Origin of the sequence: Clostridium sp. UBA2485, assembly GCF_002341865.1 — a bacterium.
GTDB lineage: Bacteria > Bacillota > Clostridia > Clostridiales > Clostridiaceae > Clostridium_J.
In genome coordinates, this window is the sequence record NZ_DDOV01000084.1 from 43,379 (window position 1) to 64,740 (window position 21,362).

Here is a 21,362-nt window from a genome sequence, read left to right on the forward strand (position 1 = left end):
TATTCTAGGATATTTTTATTTTAAAATCTTTATTATAATTTGTATAACTTATCCACATTTCTGTGGATATATTAACTAAAAAATATGAAGATTGTTGATTACTTAATAAATAATTAATGTTTTCACCTTAAATTTAAATACTAAAAGGTTCTATTGATTGTGGGAACTTAAATATATTTAAAGGATCGTATTCAGTTTTAACTTCTCTAAGTCTTGGATAGTTATCTCCATAATATTGATTTTCCCAATCTATAATATGAAAATCAGTAAAACCTCTATAGGTTCCTATTCCAACGTGATCTAATAGAGCTTTAACACTGTTTGTCCAATTAATATTATCTTCTCTATATCTGTTTAAAGTCCATACAGATTCTACTTCTAATAAATACAATGAGTCTCTATGAACAAAGGCAGTGTCATTTGGATCAATGTCACTTACATTTCCGTTAAGCCCTATAAACTCATAGAATCGTCTATAGTTCTTAGGAGAATTTATCATTTTATCTTCTAAAGATTTTAATATACATCTATTAAGTGGCTCATATATAAAAGAACCTGTTGCTTTAAATTTTTGAGGGGTAGGGCATCCAATATTCCACATCTCTATAGCTTCTCTATATGGAACACATTCTATTTCTACAGATTTTGTTGGAGCAACGTTTATAAGTGGCCTTATTATACATTCTAATTCTTCTGTACTTCCAAAAAACTGTCCTTGTGATGATAATAAGATATCACCACAGGGGTCTTTTTCATAAACTACAGTAGTTGTTAATCTAACATCAGCATGAGGGGTTAGCTCTTGCCAAAGCTCTACTATATCAATAAAGTATTTGCTGTCCCAAGTTATAACATAAGTTGAAACATCACATACAGGAGTAATTTTATAAGTTAGTGAAACTACTACCCCAAAATTTGAGGCAAGCCCACCTCTTACAGCCCAAAATAAATTATCATTGCAACATTCATTTGCAACTATTTTCTTACCTTCATAATTTATTAATTCTACTTCTAATAAATTATCACAAGAAAGTCCTAGTAATCTTGATGCAAATCCTACACCACCACAAGTAGTTAGACCACAGAGGCCTGTATCTTTACATGTTCCAGCAGGGATAGTATAACCTTTGCTTATTAAGTCAGAGTACATCTTTCCATTTGTTATTCCACCACCAAGCTTAGCAGTATTATTTATTCTATCGATAAAAGTATAATTAATATTACTAATATCTATTACTAGTCCTCTATTTACATTTGAATTTGCCTCATAATCATGTCTTCCACTTCTAATTCTAAATGGGATGCATTCTGATATTGCATATTTTAATGCATTTATGACATCTACTTCAGAAAAACAGAAAACTATAATGCAAGGAAATTTTCTAAAAGCTAGATTTAAATCTCTACTAGCTTCTAAATATAGGGGATTATTTCTACGAACAACACCACCTGTTAAATACATTATATATCTCCTTTCAAAATTAATCTTAATACATATTATGAATTTTAAGCGCCTTTGATATATTTAATTAAATAAGAAAATTGATGACAATTAAGCAGCATCAATTAAATATGATAGTTAATATATTAAATATATACATAAACGTAATTTAATTTTATCTATAAATAAATAGACAAAATATAAAAATGATTATATAATTATAGTTATAAATGATATTTATTGGGGTAAATATATTAATTATGGAATTAGGAGATGAATATTATGGGGAATATAGAAAGATTTCTTGATGATAAAGGTAGAATAAAAATTTGGCCTGCTAAAAAAGAGCTAAAAGTTGAAATTCTAAGTTATCTTGTTAGTAAATTTGAATATAATTATTCTTACACTGAGAAAGAAGTTAATAGCATAATTAATGAGTGGCATACATTTGAAGATTATTTTCTACTTAGAAGAGGATTAATAGATTATAAACTATTATCTAGAGAAAAAGATGGTTCGAAATATTGGAGAAAAGGAGAATACATTGATGAATAAGAGTGATGAAGAAATAAAAAATAATGAAGAGTTCTGGAATGCAACAATAGATGATATAAAAAATGGATATATTCAAAGTGATGATAATATTAAATGTTTAATTTGTGGAGAAAATTTTACTATTGGTAAAATATATAAGATTGATTCGGAGTTTTATGAAGCAAAGAAAGCTGCTGAAATTCATATAGGAGAGAAACATAATTCAATGCTGCAATATTTATTAAATATGAATTCAAGTTTTACCGGAATTTCAGAGGTACAAAGAGAAATAATAAACCTTTTTTCACAGGGATTATCAGATAAAGAAATATCTAATAAGTTAAACATTGCAACCTCTACTATAAGAAATCATCGTTATAAACTAAGAGAAAAAGAAAAGCAGGCAAAATTGTATTTAGCTATTATGGATTTGTTAGCTCAAAGTACTAATAAAAAGATAAATAAGCTTGATAAAGGAACTATATGTGATGCCCATAAGACAGCAACTACCTTAGATGATAGATTCAATATAACTGATGAGGAGAAGTTACAGGTCATAGAAAATTATATGGATAAAAGTGGGGTATTAAAAAGTTATCCATCAAGAGAAAAGAAAAAAATTATAGTTTTAGAAGAAATAATGAAAAAATTTGAAAGTGGCGTAATTTATTCAGAAAAAGAAATAAATGAAATATTAAAGGCAGTATATGATGATTTTGCAACTATAAGAAGAGCATTAATCGAATACGGCTTTCTAAGCAGGTCTAATGATTGCAGAAGTTATTGGGTTAAAGAATAAATAAGATTATACAGGTTGCCGACATTATAAAATTCTTATATATTTTAGATAAAACCTTAAGATATAAATTATTTATATGTAAGTTTGAAAATATAGCAACTAAGAAAATATACCCACATTTAAATTAAAGTATAATAAATTTTGTTAATCCTAGAATACTTAAAATACAGTATTCTAGGATGTTTTTATGAAAAAATTGGGATATTTTACAATTTGGAAACAAGTTAAAGTTAGTTTGTAAAAACCATTTGATAATATAATGTTAGGGGGGAGAGGCATGAATAAGAAAATATTATGTACAGTAGTACTTTTAAGTTTGACTACGCAGCTAATTGGCTGTAAACAGAAGAATGAAGAGTTAGTTAAAAGAATAGTTCTTGAAAGCGATGTAAGAGATCAAAAATTAGGGCAAAAAAATAAAAATCCAAAAGTAACAGTGGAAAAGATAGATTTAAAATTAGATGAAGAAGATTATTTTGAACCAGCTTTTTATCATGAAGGGGAAGTTTACGGAGCTATTGATAAAGGATATGGAGAAATATCAAGATCAGATAAAGCTACAGCAGCTCACCCAATAGCAGGATATATGAAAGAGTATTTATACAAAGTAGATGATGATAATAATTTAATAGAAACTTCAAAGGAAGCTTTTAATTTTATATGGAGAGCTAAAATGCTAGGATTCAAATTGTTTGAAAATGATAAAGTATTTAGCATAGATTATAAAAAGGAAGATAAAATTAAGGAAATTCCTGAACTGACAAAGATAATAAGTGAATTGAAAGAACGTAGCGGGTATGATAGTGCGTGCCATATTAGACTTAATTCAAATAATGAAAACTATGTAGAGATTTATATAACAACGGCATCTAATAAAGAAAAGCTATACTTATATGATATGAAAAGTAAGAAACTCTATGATGTTCATGATAAAGAATATGAAAAAAATGGATGCCTTAACACTCTTAATTATGTAGATTCACTACAATCCTTAGTGTGGATAAATAAGGATTTTAAAATTTATAAATTGAAATTAGAAAAAGAAAATGCTTTTTTTGAATCATATATTAATTTAGATAAGTATATTGGCACAAATAAAAAAGATAAAATAGATAATGTAAGTGGAGTAATGATAAATAGTGATGAAATGCTGATTTTTCAAGATGAATATATAAATGAGCAGGGACCATATTTATATCGTCCACTTTATAGGACCATTTCTATCAGTAAGTTCAATTTTAAGACTAATCAATATAGAGTATTATTTGAAGTACCAGATGGCATCAATATGTGGGCAAAATATATAGGAAATAATATGCTAGACATAGAAGAGTTTAAGCAAAATGAAAAAACTATGGAATCTATAATCCCTATAAATAGATATATTAAAGAGATAAGAAATGATGAGCTAAATGTTATATATAAAGAGAAAATTGAAGATGAAGGAGAAATATTATATCCTAACGTGTACATTGCATTAAGCGAAGATGGAACAGAAGTATTTTTGGCTAGGCATTTAACTAAATTTGAAGATGACACAGTAAAAACAAAAGATATTGTATATAAAAAATATAAAATTGAATATTAGAAGTCTATGGTTTTAGCTCAATGTGATTTGAAGAACATTGATAGAATCAAGGTTTTAATATATAATTTTTGTATATGCAAAATATTGAAATAATTTATTGAATAGTAAATTAAAATTATAGTTAATTTCAAATTATATAGTGATGTTATAGTAAACACGTAACATCACTATATAGGTTTATTTAAAATAAGTGAATTTCTTGCTATTTTAGAGATAGGGTGAATATAATGGGTAAAAAAATATTGGTAGTGGAAGATGAATATTCAATTAATGATGTTTTAACAATTGCTTTAAAAGATGAAGGCTACGAAGTTAAAAGTGTATTTGATGGTAAAAGTGCATTGGATATAATAGAAAGTTTTAAACCAGATCTTGTATTATTAGATCTTATGCTGCCTGATATGGATGGGTTTGAGATTTGTAAGAAAATATCAAGAGAATATTTAGTAATTATGATCACTGCAAGGGATAATATTTTTGATAAAATTGTTGGATTAGAACTAGGAGCAGATGATTATATAGCAAAGCCATTTGAAATAAAAGAAGTTATAGTTAGAGTAAAAGTATTATTTAGAAGTTTAGAAAAAGAAAAACATTTTTCTTTAGAACAGACCTTGGACCTAGCAGAAGATATTACTGTAGATTTGGTAGGGAAAAGAGTATTTAAAAATGGAGAAGAAGTAGATTTAAAGAGAAAGGAAAATGCTCTCTTTTTTTATTTAGTTACCCATAGAAATAGAGTATTTTCAAGGGAAGAGCTTTTAGATAAAGTATGGGGATATGAATATTTTGGAGACACTCGAACAGTAGATGTTCATATTAGGAGAATTAGATCCAAGCTAGAAATGCCTGGAGATACTCTTATAGAAACAGTATTTGGAATTGGCTATGTTATGAGGTAAATAGAATGTTAAAAACTATTAGGGGAAAAATAACTATAGGTGTTATAATAGCTAGTTTAAGTGTATTGATTATAATAAACATCATAATATGGGGAATATTTGAAAAGAATCTACAGACTTTTATTACAAATGATATGGATAAGATAAGAACTATTACCTTTTCTGAAATGAAAACACAATATCTTATAAGTAATGATACAATTAGTTTCAATAATAAAAGTGAATTATGGCCAATCTTAAATAATATTAATAAACAATATGATATATACGCTTCAGTAAATGATGATAGGAATAATTATAAACAATTCACCGGGAAGCTACTAGATGAAAAATATACAGAAAAGATAATGACAGATAGCGATAGAAAATCATCATTATTATATATACATAATGAAAAAGCAGTGTTTTATGCTACTTATGCCTATCCTATGTATGTAGGGGACAATTATGTAGGAACACTAGTATTTCAAAAAGATTATTTAAGTGAGTATAAAGGTTCTATTAATCTTATGACAAAGATTGTATTTATTCAAAGCCTACTATTTATAGCAATGATCTTAATTATATATTTTTGGTTAAAGAAAACAACAAAGTCCTTAAACACCTTAGCAACAGGTATGACTTTTGTAGAACAAGGAGATTTTTCTAATAGATTAGAAACAAAGAGTAATGATGAGGTATCAAGTTTAATTCATCATTTTAATAGAATGCAAGATCAAATAGAGGCACAAATGGAATGTTTGCAGTTAGAAAAGAAAAAGATAGAGCAGTTAGAAAAATCATCGAGAAACTTTTTTAATTATGCAACTCATGAGATGAAAACCCCTGTTACTGCAATTATAGGATATACTCAGCTACTTCAAAAGGGAGAAATGGATAAGGAAGTAACAGAAAGAGCTTATAATAGAATTATAGCTGAATCTAAAAGGATGCATACAATGGTTCAAAATATGTTGGTGGTGGCAAGAGGTAAAGAGAGAAAGAGATACACAGCTCAAAACTTTAATATTAAAGAGTTATTAACTCAAATCATATATGAATTTGAGCTTGTGTTTGAAAAACAAAAAATAGATATTAACTTAAAGGGTGATGATGCTGTAATTTTTGCTGTAAAAGAAGATATAAGAACTATTCTTGTGAATTTAATAGATAATGGAATCAAATATAGTGAAGACGGACGAATAAATATTCAGTGCAAATGTGAAAATAACATTTATATTATTATAGAAAATAAATGCCTTCCTATTCCAAAGGAAATTAAAGAAAATTTATTAGAACCTTTTACTAAGTATAATTACGGAGACCATACACAAATAAGCTCTGGATTGGGATTATTTATATGCAAAGAATTAGCGGAAAAAAATAATGCATACATAACTTATAAGGTAGAAGAGGGAAAAATCTGCTTTATGATAGAATTACCTTTTGAATGATAAGGATATAAGATACATAATTAAGAAGAGAAGTTATTTAAAAATTGTAGCATATATACAGGCTTTAGTAAAAAGAGTCGTGAGAAAATATAAAAATAGACTTAACTCTACAATCGTAGAATTAAGTCTATTTTATTTTAATTATTATTTAGAAAAAATCTTTACGAAGCGTTTTCTATAAATAAAAACTCATAATAATAAGTTCCTCTTTTTTACCCATTTTACGTACACCTTCATCAATGTAGCCGCATTCTTTATAAGTGAAAAGATTGATGTCATTTTCATTTCAGTATATAATTTTTATAACTTTAAATGAATAGGGTGATTACATTTGTTTAATTTAAAAGAAAACTATCATGTTGCTGTGCCGACTGCCTTTCATTACGACGAAGAAATAAACGTTCAAGCAACCTTAGAGCATATCATCAACTTAGCTTAAAAAAGGAGTAAAATCTATTTTAGTGTGTGGGGCAACAGGAGAACAACACAGTTTATCTGTAAAAGAAAAAATTGTTATTTTAAATGCTATTCAAGAAAATAACGCTTTAAGTCCAGACTTAGAAATAATTTTTAATGTATTTAGCATTCGTCAAAAAGATGCTATTGAATTAGCGAAATACGTGAATCAATGCAATAAAATTTCTGGAGTACTGTTAGGGTATTCTCCATATATACTTCCGACTCAGAAAGAGGCTATTTACTATACAAAAGCTATTGTAAAAGAGCTTAATAAACCCATAATATAAGAGAGGGTGTTAGGAGTAAGAACATCAAGAATCGGTAATTGCAAAAATAATTTTTCAGAGGGTTATCCATATCGGAATATGAGATATAACTTTGTTTAGGAGTGAGATAGATGAAGAATATAACAATATTAATAGCTGATGATGATAGAGAAATTGCTAATTTGGTTGCTATCCATTTAGAGAAAGAAGGGTACCATATCATTAAGGTATCTGATGGACAAGAAGCCGTTGAGGCTATTCAGACTCAACCGATTGATTTACTGATTTTGGATATTATGATGCCGAAAATGGACGGATATGAAGTTACCCGTCACATTCGTGAAAAACATAATATGCCCATCATTTTTTTGAGCGCTAAAACGTCTGATTTTGATAAAGTGCAAGGACTCGTGATTGGAGCAGATGATTATATGACTAAACCATTCACACCCATCGAATTGGTAGCTCGTGTAAATGCCCAACTGCGACGCTTTATGAAGTTAAATCAACCTAAAACTAAACATAACTCAAGCTTGGAATTTGGAGGATTAGTGATTTCGCCTGAACACCATACAGTTACTTTATATGGTAAGAATATTGAGTTAACTCCGAAAGAGTTTGAGATTTTATATTTATTAGCCAGTCATCCAAATAAAGTTTATAGTGCAGAAGATATTTTTCAGAAGGTATGGGGGGATGCATACTATGAATGTAGGAATACCGTTATGGTTCATATTCGTACTTTGAGGAAAAAACTTGAAGAGGATAAACGAAAAAACAAATTGATAAAAACTGTATGGGGGGTAGGTTATAAATTCAATGGGTAAAATACTACGAAGCTTTCGTTCAAAAATGATAATGTTGTTAGGTTTAAGCATGTTGTTGTCTAGCGCCATAACATACTTACTCTTTAAAGTACTCCAATTGTATTATTATACAAATGTTGAACGTGGAGATACACTAGCTTATGTTCGTAAAATCATGGAAAATATCGGGGACTTTAACGTCTTTTTACTGTTATTTATCCTGCTTTCGATATTGTTTTTCTTTTTACTTACAAAACCCTATTCTGCCTATTTCAATGAGATTTCAAAAGGAATTCATTATCTCGCTCAGGGTGACTTTAAGCATCGAGTTCAAATATTGTCAAATGATGAATTTAGTGATATTGCACAAGGCATTAATCTGGCAAGTGAAAAATTGGAGCAAGCCATAGAAAGGGGTGATTTTTCGGAAAGTAGTAAAGAGCAGTTAGTAGTAAATTTGGCTCATGATTTGCGCACACCTCTTACCTCTATTTTAGGTTATTTAGATTTAATCCTTAAGGATGATAGCTTGACTGAAAATCAGATTAGGCATTATTTAATGATTGCCTTTACCAAATCTCAACGCTTAGAAAGGTTGATTGATGAATTATTCGAAATAACTAGGATGAATTATGGCATGCTACCAATTGAAAAGAAACAAATTGATTTAAGTGAGCTACTTATTCAATTGAAAGAAGAGTTGTATCCTGTCTTCGAGAAACACGATTTGATAGCAAGAATGAATATTACTTCTCCTTTATCTATTATGGGTGATGGAGAGTTGTTGGCCCGTGTGTTTGAAAATCTCCTGATTAATGCAAATCGCTATGGATATGAGGGGCAGTATGTAGATATCAACGGCTTCATTGATTCAAAGGAAGTAGTTATTCAAATTATCAATTATGGGGATGCCATTCCTCCAGATGAACTGCCTTATATTTTTGATATGCTTTATACTGGTGACAAAGCACGAACTCATCAAGAAAATAGCACAGGTCTCGGTTTATTCATTGCGAAGAATATAGTAGAGCAACACAATGGGACGATTACTGCTGAAAGTAATTTAATACGCACTATATTTGAAGTCCGTTTACCAATGGAGGATTCCCAAAGAGATTAAGTGTAAAATCCAAGTAAAAAATTTAAGGAAAATTTAATATTTACCCCACTTTTTATTTTAAAAGTTTTTCCTATACTATAGACAAGTTAAGTTAAGGAGGGAACTAAAAATGAAAAAGTGGGGACTTTTATTGCCCTTTGCATTATTCATAGTTTTTATTTTTAATATATCACCGATATCTCAAGATAAAGTAGATATTCAAGGAGAGATTCAAAAATATGAACAAAATGATAAAATGGCAGCTGAAAATATCCAAAAGATTGAGCTTACGGAAGAACAGATCTATCAAGGGAATCTACTCTTGGTCAACAATGAACATCCTATTCACCAAAAGAGTATAAAATCGGATGTCATAAATTTATTTACCCACAAAGAATTGACAAAGGGGTATGGGTTACTTGATAGCGAAATTAAATTGTCGGAAGAAATAGCTGAAAGATTTTCTGAGATGATAGCTGATGCTGAAAAAGATGGGGTTTCTCACTTTTTAATTAGCAGTGGTTTTCGAGACTTAGATGAGCAAAGCAGACTTTACGAAGAAATGGGTTCTGATTATGCTTTGCCAGCAGGTCATAGCGAACACAATTTAGGATTAGCACTTGATGTGGGATCTACTCAAATGAAGATGGATAAAGCGCCTGAAGGAAAGTGGATAGAAAAAAATTCTTGGGAATACGGCTTTATATTACGCTATCCCTTGGATAAAACGAATGTTACAGGAATTCAATATGAACCTTGGCATATTCGTTATGTCGGCTTGTCTCACAGTGCGATTATGCAGGAAATGAATTTAGCTTTGGAAGAATATTTGGATTATTTAAAAGAAGAAAAGAGCATTTCTGTTAGTGTTTATGGGAAAAAATATACAATTTCATATTATCCTATTTCTAAAAATGAGACAATTGAAGTCGAAGTACCAGCGAATGAACAGTATGAAATATCTGGTAATAATATAGATGGAGTGATTGTGACCACATTTTCTTGAATTAGGTTCTAAAATGATAAAGTCATAGGTTTAAATGTAAAATTAGGAGACGTATTCTATATGCTTACAGTTTTGTATACTTATTTTTGTGCTATTATTTTATGCATTATGTTTTAAATTGGATTTTTATTAAAGGCGTTAAAAATTAAGAAAACATTAAGAATTGTATTCACTTATTCTTAAGTTTTTGTTGATATTATAATCATGTCAATAATTAAATTTTGATTCAACAAGGAGGATTATTGTGTCACTATTTCAGTATTTATATGTCTATATTCGTATATGTATTATGTATGTTGTTCACACTGATTTTTTAATTAACATTATTTATACATGTATTTTATGTATTGTATTTCAAAAAGGATTTTATTTAAGGGCTAAGAAGAAGGAAGGAGGAAGTGTTTCCTGCAAGCATTTTCTAGGGATATTTATTTTTTTAGTGTATCTGGCAGCTGTTTATGGCGTAACAGGTATAGGAACAATTTGGGATGTGCAACGGTTTGTTATCGCATCTACATCTGAATTTAATCGAATTTATTTAGTTCCATTCTCTAGTTCTCCTGAGTCAATGATGCCGTATATTTTGAATATTATAATGACGATACCATTAGGATTCTTGTTACCATTGATTTGGAAACAATTTCGAACAATTAAAAAGGTTGCCTTGTCGGGCTTTTTGTTATCCTTAAGTATTGAATTAAGTCAATTGTTCACTCAAAGTCGAACCACAACGACAGATGATTTAATTATGAACACCCTAGGAGCTATTATCGGATATTTCATCTTTAAAGCATTCTTTCACATCATCTTGAAAAAAAATAGCAACGAGAAAGATGAAATAACATCATCTTCATTTGTCATCAAACACGAAGCAATCTTTTATTTAGTATTATCATTTTTGGGGATGTTTTTATTTGCTATTTAGGGATTTTCGTCATCAATAATACTTGACAAAAAATAAAGTCAATATATTATAAATGACAGACTACAATGGAATGGGAGTAGGATATATAGTCTTAGGAACTTGGTATTATCAATGTTTCCAAGGCTTTTTCTTTGCTTGTAATACCAAGTTGATACCAGTTTGGAAATAAAGATAGGTTTTAAACTTAATTTAGAGGGATTTTTCTACGCGCTTTCCCTTGCTGAATTTGTAAAAGAGCTTCAAAAGGAAACCTTCTGAGGTTCTTTACAAATAGATTAAATTTTAAAATGCTATGATGGATATTTTGTATTCAACTAACTACTATCATTTGGTTCAATTTGGTTCAAATGATATCCTTAAAAGTCTATTTTTATTCCTTTCTCTCCAAGTTGAAAGGGCAAAGCTATTGATATAAAAGGATTTTCGAGGATAGGTATTCATAGTTTTCAGTAAGGCATTTCTCAAAACTTTAATATTAAAGAATTATTAACTCAAATCATATATGAATTTGAGCTTGTGTTTGAAAAACAAAAAATAGATATTAACTTAAAGAGTAATGACGTTGTAATTTTTGCTGTAAAAGAAGATATAAGAACTATTCTTGTGAATTTAATAGATAATGGAATCAAATATAGTGAAGACGGACGAATAAATATTCAGTGCAAATGTGAAAATAATATTTATATAATTATAGAAAATAAATGCCTTCCTATTTCGAAGGAAAATAAAGAAAATTTATTAGAACCTTTCACTAAGTATAATTATGGAGACCATACACAAATAAGTTCTGGATTGGGATTATTTATATGCAGAGAATTAGCGAAAAAAAAATAATGCATATATAAGTTATAGAGTAGATGAGGGGAAAATTTGCTTTATGATAGAATTAATTTTGGAATGATAATATAAAATAAATTATAAGCTTTATGAAATATAGAAGTGAGAAGAGAAATTTTTATATCTTTAAAACCTAGTTTAAAGATACTGGTATAGATAATACCATAAATTAAATAATTAAAACTTTAAATATCAACCTTATAAATCAACCTATGGGTTGATTTTTTTTATGGTTAAAAATCTTATTATAAAAGAGAGGAGTGATATTTGTGAATAGAATTATAGAGGTTAAAGATTTAAAAAAATATTATAAGGATAGTAAAGCTGTGGATGGATTTGATTTTGAGGTTTATGAAGGAGAGATATTAGGATTATTAGGACCTAATGGTGCGGGAAAAAGTACTACCATAAACATACTATCTACAATACTAAAGGAAGATAGCGGAGATATAAAATTTTTTAATAAACCAGTAGAAGGTAATAGAAAATGGATAAGAGGTCAAATTGGTATGGTTCCTCAAGATTTAGCTATATTTGAAGATATATCAGCTTACAGAAATGTAGAATTTTTTACTTCATTATATGGACTTAAAGGAAGAGAACTTAAAGAAAAAGTAAAAGAAGCTTTAGAATTTGTGTCTCTTCTTGAGCATGAAAATAAAAAGCCTAAGACCTTCTCAGGAGGTATGAAGAGAAGACTTAATATTGCTTGTGCCATTGCTCATAAGCCTAAGATATTAATTATGGACGAACCTACCGTTGGTATAGATCCACAATCAAGAAACCATATATTGGAATCTATAAAAAAATTAAGAGATAAGGGAACTACAATAATATATACAACTCACTACATGGAAGAAGTAGAAGAAATTTCAGATAGAATCATAATAATGGATAAGGGAAAGAAAATAGCAGAAGGTACAAAAGAACAGTTGAAGGAAAGCTTGAAAGAGCAAAGAGTTTACAAGTTATATGTAGATAGGATATTAGAAGATGATTTAGATTGCTTTTACTCTATAGAGGGAGTTAAAAAAGTTTATTCTAATAAAGATTTAATAGAGATTACAAGTATAAAAACCATAGAAAATTTAGATAAGATTATCTTAAAAGCAACTGATATGGGACTTAAAATTAAACATATGAAAAGCGAAGAAGGAAATTTAGAGATGGTTTTCTTAAAGCTTACAGGACGAAATTTAAGGGATTAGGAGGAGGACTTATGAATTTAGTAAAGCTTATAAAACAAGATATAAGAAATCTATTTACTAATCCTGTGGTTATAATCTTTGGTTTTGTATATCCTATGGTTTTGATTGTACTATTTGGATATTTATTTTCCTCATTTTATGGTGGAGGAGGGGTAACTGCTTATGACTACTATGGAATTACTATGATTATATTTTTAGTATTATCGTCTTGTACCATAACTCCAAATGCTTTTATGGAAAGGAAGATAAAAAACAGTAATCTTAGGGTGTTATTTTCCCCGACTAATAATTGGGAGATATATGGATCAAAAATTATATCTACATTTTTATTTATAGGAAGCCTCTTTACCCTAGATATGATCATATTATCTATAACTGGTATGGTTAATTATGGTGGAGGTAAATTTTTATATATATTGATACTTATACTTGTGTTATTGTTTTTCACTGTAACATTAGGTGCTTTTGTATGTGTATTAATTAAAAATGAGGAAGGTACAAATAAGATACTTTCATTAGTATGTAATATTTTAGCATTGACCTCTGGTATATTCTTTCCAATAGATGGACTTGGAGAAAAAATTAAAAGCATAGTAGCATTATCGCCTATAAAAATGATTATAGAAAGTATTTTTAAAATAATATATGATGGAAATTTTAATGGTTATTTAACAACAATAAGTATAATAATTTCTATTACAATAATTTTGTTAATTGGGATAAATTTTTTATTTAATGGTGAGGACTATATTTAGGAGGAGTGGAGTATATGAATGTTTTTAATATGATAAAAAATAATTTTATAAGGATACTACAAAATAAATATTATATAATTAATATAATACTTATTATACCAACTATGATTTTTATAGCTATATATTTTACTGGTAGGCTAGAGATTAAAGCTAATTTAGCGGTAGTTGGAGCAAATAATCTTCCTATAAATAGTAATAGTATAAAGGTTAATTATATAAATAAAGAGCCACAACTGTCTGATTTAGTTCTAAATAAATACGATGCAGTTATTAAATCAAATGATGGAGTTTATGAAGTAATAACGGTAAAAGGTCATAAATTTAAAGAGAACATTGAAAAATTACTAAAGAGAGAAAGTATTGATAATGTTTTTTCTAGTGAAAATAGAGGAATAGGTACTAATATATTAGGATATCTAACTATGTTCATATTACTTCAAGGGCTAATGTTTTTTACTCTGTTTTATGAGGAAAGGGATAAAGGTATATCGAAAAGGGTGTTAAGTCATCCAATAACCGCCATGAATTATTTCTTAGCTCATGCAATCTCATGCTTTATAATGGTATTTCTTCCTATTATCATAATAATTCTAATATCAGTAAATATTTTAAATTTAAATACTAATATAAGCAATATACAGTTTATTTTTATATTAGGAATACTATGTATTCTAGGTTCAGCTTTCGGGTTATTTATATCATCGTTAGTAAAATCAGAAGATAATGGAACTTTATTTGGTTCAATGCTTTTGGTAATAACCACCCTAATTTCAGGTAGTTTTTTTTCAATTGATAGCCAAGGAGTTATAGGTAAAATAGGAAAAATTTTACCCCAAAGAAAAATAGTTGATTATACTATTGCAATAGAGAATAATAGAACATTAGACTATAGAGGATTAATTATGATTATATTATTATCTATTATTTTATTTATGTTAGCATATATTATAAACAATAAAAAATTTAGAAATGGTAACTTTTAATTATTTTATGTAAAATTATAGGTGATAAATATAAGGGTGATTGCAATGAATAATATTCTTTACACAAAAATTATGAGACCTAAAGTAAGAAAAAATAATATAAAAAGAGAACTTTTAGAAAAGAAAGTTTCATATATAAAAGAACATAAAATTACGATAATAAAGGGTGCTGCAGCAGTAGGAAAGAGTACCCTTGTTTCCTTATATCTTGAGGAAAGTCATGAAAAAAGCTGTTGGATTTCGTTAGATGAAGGATGTAATGATATTATTGCTTTTTGGAATTATTTTATTGAAGCTATAGGTAACTATGTTAAGAATAAGAAATTATATCTAGATATATTAAATCCTTTAGTAAATAGAAAAGAGATATACACATTGATAGGTATCATGATTAATGAACTTATTAAAGATGAAATAACCATTGTATTAGATGACTTCCATAATATTAATGAAAGCTTTTTAGTTGAAACAATAGAATATTTTATAAAAAATTCTTTTGATAATATTCATATGGTATTTATAACAAGAGAGGAAATACCTATGTATCTTGGAGATATTATGGTTTCAGGAAATCTTTTATTTATAGATGGTGATGATTTTAAATTATCTCTTAAAGAATGTGAAAGCTTTGTGAGACAAACTTTATTATTAAATATAAGTGATATTGAGATTAATAAAATTTATGAAGCTACAGAAGGGTGGATTGGAGGAGTACAGTTAATTTCTATGGCTCCCAAAAGTAGTAAAAAGCTTGAGAAAATTAACAAAATAAATAGATATATGACTGACTATTTATCTAAGGAAATTATGTCAAATTTAACCGAGGAAGAAAAGGAGATTTTAATTAAAACATCTCCATTACCTTATTTTACTCCAAATCTCTGTAATAACATTCTTCAGAAGAATTATTGCAAGGAAATAATAGATTCTTTAATAAGTAAAAATATACTTATAATAACTATAGACGAAGAACTTGAATTTTTTAGGTATCATAATATATTAAAAGAGTATTTAGTAAAATTATTTAATGAGCAGCAGCTTAAAGAACAAGGAAATATCTTTGTGCTATCAGCATCTTACTTAGAAAAGCTAGAAGATTTTGATGAGGCATTGAATTTATATATTAAAGCGAAGGATTATAATAGCTCTCTAAAAATTGTTGAAAAATTTGGCCATAGGTTGTTAAATCCAAGATTAGTAACACTAATACCTAATTCATATTTGGCAAAAAGTATTGATTTAACTATTTTTAGAGTATTTCATCATTATAGTAATTTTGAAATAGAAAAATGTAATGAGATATTGAATGAAATAGAAAACAATTTTGAAGAAGGATTATGGCAATATTTAAGCCCAATAAGGATGCTTGTAGATGATTTTGATATACCTTATAACAATTTAGAAATATCACAAATAGAAAAACAATGTGAAAATAATTTGACAAAAACTTTCATGTACCTAATGACGACTATTTGGTTTGTATATATAAATAGGCTAAACGAGGCACTAGAAACAATTGATTTATGCTTAAATACTAACAAAGTACTAAAAAATAAATATATAGAGATATATTCTTTAATGCAGAAAGCAATGATTTTTGAAGAGATGGGAAGATTAACAGAAAGTGAAGATGTATCAAAAACATTAAATAGAATAGTTGATGAAACCGATGGTTTATATAAATTTAAGTTTTTTATATCAATAGGATTAGCAGGAGTATATATAAAAAAAATACAGCTAGAAAAAGCGGAGGAACTTATAGAATATGCTGAAAAGAATTTTTCAAAGGCTATATATGATGAATATTTTAGAGCTGGTTCTAGAGGACTAAAATATAATTTAGCAGAAATCAAAATTCTTCAAGGTGATTTAGATGAAGGAGAAAAAATTATCAATGAATTAATTGAGGAGTATAAAGGTACAAGAGTATATTTGACTATACTAGCATTAAAAATTACCATGTTGTTTAATCATAAAAGGGTTAGGAAAGAAGAAATATTAGAATATGAGGCTATATGTGAAGAGCTAAATAGTAAAGAGAATGAATTAAAAATTGAGGAAAAACTTATATATTCTAAGGTTTTAAGTATTCTTGATAATAAAGGTGAAGGACAAAAGCTTATTGATGAAATATTAGCTTATTCAAGAAAAAATAGTAATGTTTATGTTTTAACTATGGCATTATTGGAAAAAGCTCTATTATTGGATAGTATGGATGTAGAATCACGAGAAGTGAAAAATTTATTGTTAGAAGCAATTTTTTATAGTAGAGATGAAAGATTACTTAAGCCATATGCAATAATGGGAAAACCTATAGTAGAATTAATAAGAAAATATATATCAATCAATACCTTGCCAAGAGAAGATAAGGAATTTATTTCACAGGTATTAGAATTATTTTCAAAGGATAAAAAAGAGGATATATTAAGTGAAAGAGAAATAGAAGTTTTAAAAGAAATATCAAATGGGTATACAAATAAAGAAATAGCTGAAAGATTATATATTTCTATAGCTACAGTAAAAACTCATATAATAAATATATATTCAAAATTAGAAGTAAATAATAGAGTTGAAGCTATTAACGAAGGAAGAAAAAGAATAATAATTTAAATGAGGTTGTGTTCATAGTACTAATATGAACGCAATATAGCACCATCTAGCAAATATATCTATAATATTTTTGATTAACTAATTTATTTTAGATGCTTTAATAAGATGAGATTTTAATACAAAGAGTGGTGAGGACAAATAAGGATAGATAGGTTACTTGGAATAATTATATATTTATTAAATCGAGATATAGTAAATGCAAATACATTAGCTGAAAAATTTGAAGTTTCAACAAGAACTATACAACGTGATATTGAAACACTAAATTTAGCTGGAATACCTATTACATCTATACAAGGTATAAATGGAGGTTATGGTATTATTGAGAGTTTTAAGCTAGAAAAACAAATAGCTAATACAGAAGATTATATTTCTGTTATTACTGCTTTAAGAGGTATGTGTTCAGCATATGACAATAAAAAGTTTGAAGCGACCCTTGAAAAGCTACTCAGTGTTTCTAAAGAAGAAAAATTTATGAATCCTAAGATAAGGTTTGATTTTAGTCTTTCAAGAGAAGGTAGCAATATAGATGAATATATAAGAGCTATTGAAAATGCTATTAATGAAGATAAAGTCATAGAATTTGAATATGCAAATTCATATGGAGATAAAAAAGTGCGATTAGTAGAGCCAGTTATCGTTATATATAAATGGTATGGGTGGTATTTATTAGCATACTGCTGTAATAAGAAGGATTATAGATTATTTAAAGTAATTAGAATGCGACACTTAAAGTTGACAGATAAATCCTGCTCTATTAAACATGAAAATATAGACGAGCTATTATCTAAGCAAGAAGAACAAGGTAATTATGAAATTGTACAAGCTAAAATACTGTGTAAAGAAGAAATACGGATTTCCGTTGAAGAATATTTTCCAAATGGTAATATTACAGATTTAGAAAATGGAGATTTTATACTTCAATTTGCACTACCAAAAGGTGAAATGAGTTGGATGGGTATTCTATTAAACTATGGTAATAAAATTAAAGTAATGGAGCCTAAAGAATTAAAAGAAAAATTTATAGTTAAGGCAAAAGAAATTATTGATATTTATAAATAATATACGACATATAGTTGTCGTATATTCTTCTTTATAATGTAGTTAAAGTTAATTATAAGGGGGAGTTTTTATGGTATATTCAATAGAACAAATAAAAAATAGTATTGCATACTGTGGTCTTGTTTGTGCATTTTGTAGCACAGGAAAATCAGGAAAATGTATAGGGTGCAGAGAAAAATCTGGTGGATGCTCAATTAAAGTATGTGCACAATCAAAAAAAATTAATGGATGTTGGGAATGTAATGAATTCCCTTGTGATAATGAGATGTTTAAAAGTAAGCGAGTTAAAGTATTTGTTCAATGTGCTAAGGATGAAGGAGTACATAAATTAGCAGGGTATTTAAAGAAAAACTATGATGATGGAGTTCAATATAATAAAGATGATGGTGAAGAAGGAGATTATGATGTTTTAGATAATGAAGAACAAATATTGCTTTTGCTAAAAAATAAAAGTTGATAATTTTAATGCTTTATAATTAGAACTTAAAAATAGACTTAACTCTACAACCGTAGAATTAAGTCTATTTTATTTTGATTATCTTTACGAAGCGTTTTCTATAAATAAAAACTCATAATAATAAGTTCCCCTTTTTTACCCATTTTACGTACACCTTCATCAATGTAGCCACATTTTTTATATAGTGATTGTGCAGCTACATTTTTTATATTTACTGCTAATACAATTTCACTAATATGTGGATATTTTTTTCGTACAAATTCAGGTAATAACAATAATGATTTCTTAGCATATCCTTTTCCTTGATGATGATAATTCGTTGAAAATGCTCGTAATAGCATAGCATTTGGATTTTTAGAATAAGGTTTTACACCTTCATTTTCGTGAAGTACAAAGAATGTAACAGACGCATTATTTTCAATTGCTAATATAGAATGTCTGTCAGCATCCGCTTTTGATAACTCTACGCATTCCTCTGGTGTACCTGTAAATTGGAGTTGTTCATCAGATAAAATATAGTTTTCAATTGTATTTTCGAATTTAGCTTCATACTCAAATAATTCCATAATGTCCTCCACAAACTGCCTATTAATTAATAATAATAAACACCTAAATATTATTTTTATATTATAAGTTCTATAAGTATTTTTAAATATCTTTTAATTAGACCATAGATATAGATAAACTACCTTAAAAATTAATTTATAGGTAAATATGGCTACCTTTAAATATTTTAATTTACAACTTTAATCAATGGAGAATTGAGAATGGACAATTGACAATTATGGTCGAAATTAGTTTTAATTAAACTAATTTCTTTAATAGATTTTTTAATAAAAGTGACTGTGTCGCCTGAAAAGAAATCAATTGAAAACTTCTCTTATAAAAGAGAAGTATCAATAATTCTCCATTGTCAATAGTCAATTCTCAATTGCATAAGTGATATAACAGAGAAAACTTTGAACTAAAAATAGTTTTTTCTATACTCATCTGGTGAATGACCATAAACTCTTTTAAATGCTGCTGAAAACTTACTAGCATTTGCGTATCCAATATGTTTTGCAATATTTTGAATTTTTAACTCACTATTGGATAGGAGAATCAGCGAATGCCGCATCTTCGCAAGACGGATATATTCTCCAATTGTCATGTGGTACGCAGCTTTAAATGATTCACGTAGTTTTGTTTGACCAATTGCAGCAATATTACAGAGCTCTGTAATATCTGGTGGATTGATAATATTTTTATCAATTGCAGATTTCACTAATTCTAGTTGTTTTAAATCTTTAGTTGAAACAAAGCTTACAGCTTTTTCTATTTTATGTTTTTCGTTTAAGAAATTACTTGCAATGATTGAAAGCAATTCACCAATCTTACTCTCATAATATAAACGAGACTTTTCAAAAGATAAAAGTTTTTGTTTAATCTGTTGGAACAACAATGTCACTTCTGGTGTGTTATAGTGCTGTGTCTTCCAATTAAAGGTTTCTGCAAAATTAAAATCATCCTCAGAAAATTGACTTTCTAAATGTCTTGCGATATAGTCCTCTAAAATCAAGATATTAATAATTTGGATTGGCTTATGATTCCCAAAGTAAATACGACCTTTCGCCAATTTATTAAAATATACATTCACACCAGTTGGAATATCAAAAGTTTTCTTACCGTTTTGTATTAAAGAAATTTTACCACTTTCTATTAAGTAAATTTCTATTCGTCTTTGATTAAGCTGATATGTCTTATAAATTGGTGAATAAGGTGTCCAGTTACTAATCGAAAGAAATAGACCTGGAGAAGGATTCACCTGATAAATAAATCCTTCTCCGTCTCTTGGATTAGGTTTTAAAAAGTGTTCTCCATTTTCAATAATATTTCGAAAAGCAAGTGATTCTGTAAAAAAAGTTGCAGAGCCCCTTTCACCCATTTCTTGGTATAACTTACATTCCAATCTTATCACCTCCCACTACGGAGTTCTATATAAGCTTATTAGAAAACTCCATTTTATCTTTTTAATACTCCTATATGACAGAAAGAATGTTTACTTAAATTTCAAACATATAGATATATAGCCTATATCATAAGATTTTCTTTAAAAGAGTACCTTTTTACCTCTTATTGACGAGGAATTTCTCAAAGGATACAATGATTTTTGATATATGGTTAGTTAGAACTAACTTATATGATTATAGCAT

General features: G+C 27.9%; 19 protein-coding genes and 2 pseudogenes. 18 read left to right on the plus strand and 3 right to left on the minus strand.

From position 1 onward, the window contains the following. Positions 1-133: 133 nt before the first annotated feature. Positions 134-1,462 (minus strand): FAD-binding oxidoreductase, encoded by a 1,329-nt coding sequence (locus B3603_RS17540; RefSeq protein ID WP_291567315.1) that lies wholly within the window; start codon positions 1,460-1,462, stop codon positions 134-136. A 261-nt stretch (positions 1,463-1,723) separates the two neighbouring features. Between B3603_RS17540 and B3603_RS17545 the strand changes: the two genes are divergently transcribed. The 18 genes and pseudogenes from B3603_RS17545 to B3603_RS17625 all read left to right on the plus strand — a co-directional run bounded on the left by B3603_RS17545 (position 1,724) and on the right by B3603_RS17625 (position 19,170). Next, entirely contained in the window at positions 1,724-1,996 is a 273-nt protein-coding gene (locus B3603_RS17545) for a DUF2087 domain-containing protein (RefSeq protein ID WP_291567317.1), read from the plus strand. After that, entirely contained in the window at positions 1,989-2,774 is a 786-nt protein-coding gene (locus tag B3603_RS17550) for a DUF2087 domain-containing protein (RefSeq protein WP_291567319.1), read from the plus strand. The genes B3603_RS17545 and B3603_RS17550 overlap by 8 nt, the downstream gene beginning before the upstream one ends. A 277-nt stretch (positions 2,775-3,051) precedes the next feature. Beyond that, positions 3,052-4,362: a hypothetical protein gene (locus B3603_RS17555; protein WP_291567321.1), complete on the plus strand. Its 1,311-nt coding sequence runs from the start codon at positions 3,052-3,054 to the stop codon at positions 4,360-4,362. Between the two features lie 227 nt (positions 4,363-4,589). Beyond that, positions 4,590-5,264: a response regulator transcription factor gene (locus B3603_RS17560; protein WP_291567323.1), complete on the plus strand. Its 675-nt coding sequence runs from the start codon at positions 4,590-4,592 to the stop codon at positions 5,262-5,264. Positions 5,265-5,269: 5 nt separating this feature from the next. Then, on the plus strand, positions 5,270-6,697 hold the full coding sequence (locus tag B3603_RS17565; RefSeq protein WP_291567325.1) for a HAMP domain-containing sensor histidine kinase: 1,428 nt from the start codon (positions 5,270-5,272) through the stop codon (positions 6,695-6,697). A gap of 446 nt (positions 6,698-7,143) precedes the next feature. Continuing rightward, positions 7,144-7,443, plus strand: a pseudogene (locus B3603_RS17570) (dihydrodipicolinate synthase family protein); the annotation flags it as partial. Between the two features lie 110 nt (positions 7,444-7,553). After that, positions 7,554-8,249, plus strand: coding sequence for a vancomycin resistance response regulator transcription factor, VanR-F/VanR-M family (gene vanR / locus B3603_RS17575; RefSeq protein ID WP_291567327.1), 696 nt, complete (start codon positions 7,554-7,556; stop codon positions 8,247-8,249). After that, positions 8,242-9,348 (plus strand): HAMP domain-containing sensor histidine kinase, encoded by a 1,107-nt coding sequence (locus B3603_RS17580; protein WP_291567328.1) that lies wholly within the window; start codon positions 8,242-8,244, stop codon positions 9,346-9,348. Before vanR ends, B3603_RS17580 begins: the two co-directional genes overlap by 8 nt. A gap of 109 nt (positions 9,349-9,457) precedes the next feature. Beyond that, positions 9,458-10,333 carry a VanY-A/VanY-F/VanY-M family D-Ala-D-Ala carboxypeptidase gene (gene vanY, locus B3603_RS17585; RefSeq protein WP_291567330.1) on the plus strand — a complete coding sequence of 292 codons (876 nt, stop codon included), beginning with the start codon at positions 9,458-9,460 and terminating at the stop codon, positions 10,331-10,333. Between the two features lie 289 nt (positions 10,334-10,622). Further along, positions 10,623-11,258 carry a VanZ family protein gene (locus B3603_RS17590; protein ID WP_414632390.1) on the plus strand — a complete coding sequence of 212 codons (636 nt, stop codon included), beginning with the start codon at positions 10,623-10,625 and terminating at the stop codon, positions 11,256-11,258. Positions 11,259-11,774: 516 nt separating this feature from the next. Beyond that, the gene (locus B3603_RS17595; protein WP_291567333.1) at positions 11,775-12,092 is read left to right on the plus strand and encodes a sensor histidine kinase; all 318 of its coding nucleotides are present in this window, start codon (positions 11,775-11,777) and stop codon (positions 12,090-12,092) included. A 272-nt stretch (positions 12,093-12,364) separates the two neighbouring features. Next, positions 12,365-13,303 carry an ABC transporter ATP-binding protein gene (locus B3603_RS17600; protein ID WP_291567335.1) on the plus strand — a complete coding sequence of 313 codons (939 nt, stop codon included), beginning with the start codon at positions 12,365-12,367 and terminating at the stop codon, positions 13,301-13,303. Between the two features lie 11 nt (positions 13,304-13,314). After that, a complete protein-coding gene (locus B3603_RS17605; RefSeq protein WP_291567337.1) occupies positions 13,315-14,058 on the plus strand; it encodes an ABC transporter permease in 744 nt (247 codons plus the stop codon). Between the two features lie 14 nt (positions 14,059-14,072). Further along, positions 14,073-15,041, plus strand: coding sequence for an ABC transporter permease (locus B3603_RS17610; RefSeq protein ID WP_291567339.1), 969 nt, complete (start codon positions 14,073-14,075; stop codon positions 15,039-15,041). Between the two features lie 45 nt (positions 15,042-15,086). Further along, entirely contained in the window at positions 15,087-17,651 is a 2,565-nt protein-coding gene (locus B3603_RS17615) for a LuxR C-terminal-related transcriptional regulator (RefSeq protein WP_291567341.1), read from the plus strand. 162 nt (positions 17,652-17,813) lie between these two features. Continuing rightward, a pseudogene (locus B3603_RS23295) lies at positions 17,814-17,954 on the plus strand (helix-turn-helix transcriptional regulator); the annotation flags it as partial. 93 nt (positions 17,955-18,047) lie between these two features. Continuing rightward, a complete protein-coding gene (locus B3603_RS17620; protein WP_291567343.1) occupies positions 18,048-18,713 on the plus strand; it encodes a helix-turn-helix transcriptional regulator in 666 nt (221 codons plus the stop codon). 70 nt (positions 18,714-18,783) lie between these two features. Further along, positions 18,784-19,170 carry a DUF3795 domain-containing protein gene (locus tag B3603_RS17625; RefSeq protein ID WP_291567345.1) on the plus strand — a complete coding sequence of 129 codons (387 nt, stop codon included), beginning with the start codon at positions 18,784-18,786 and terminating at the stop codon, positions 19,168-19,170. Between the two features lie 98 nt (positions 19,171-19,268). Here the strand turns inward: B3603_RS17625 and B3603_RS17630 are convergent, their stop codons facing one another. Next, entirely contained in the window at positions 19,269-19,736 is a 468-nt protein-coding gene (locus B3603_RS17630; RefSeq protein ID WP_291567347.1) for a GNAT family N-acetyltransferase, read from the minus strand. A 398-nt stretch (positions 19,737-20,134) separates the two neighbouring features. Next, positions 20,135-21,118: a helix-turn-helix transcriptional regulator gene (locus tag B3603_RS17635; protein WP_291567349.1), complete on the minus strand. Its 984-nt coding sequence runs from the start codon at positions 21,116-21,118 to the stop codon at positions 20,135-20,137. Positions 21,119-21,362 lie beyond the last annotated feature (244 nt).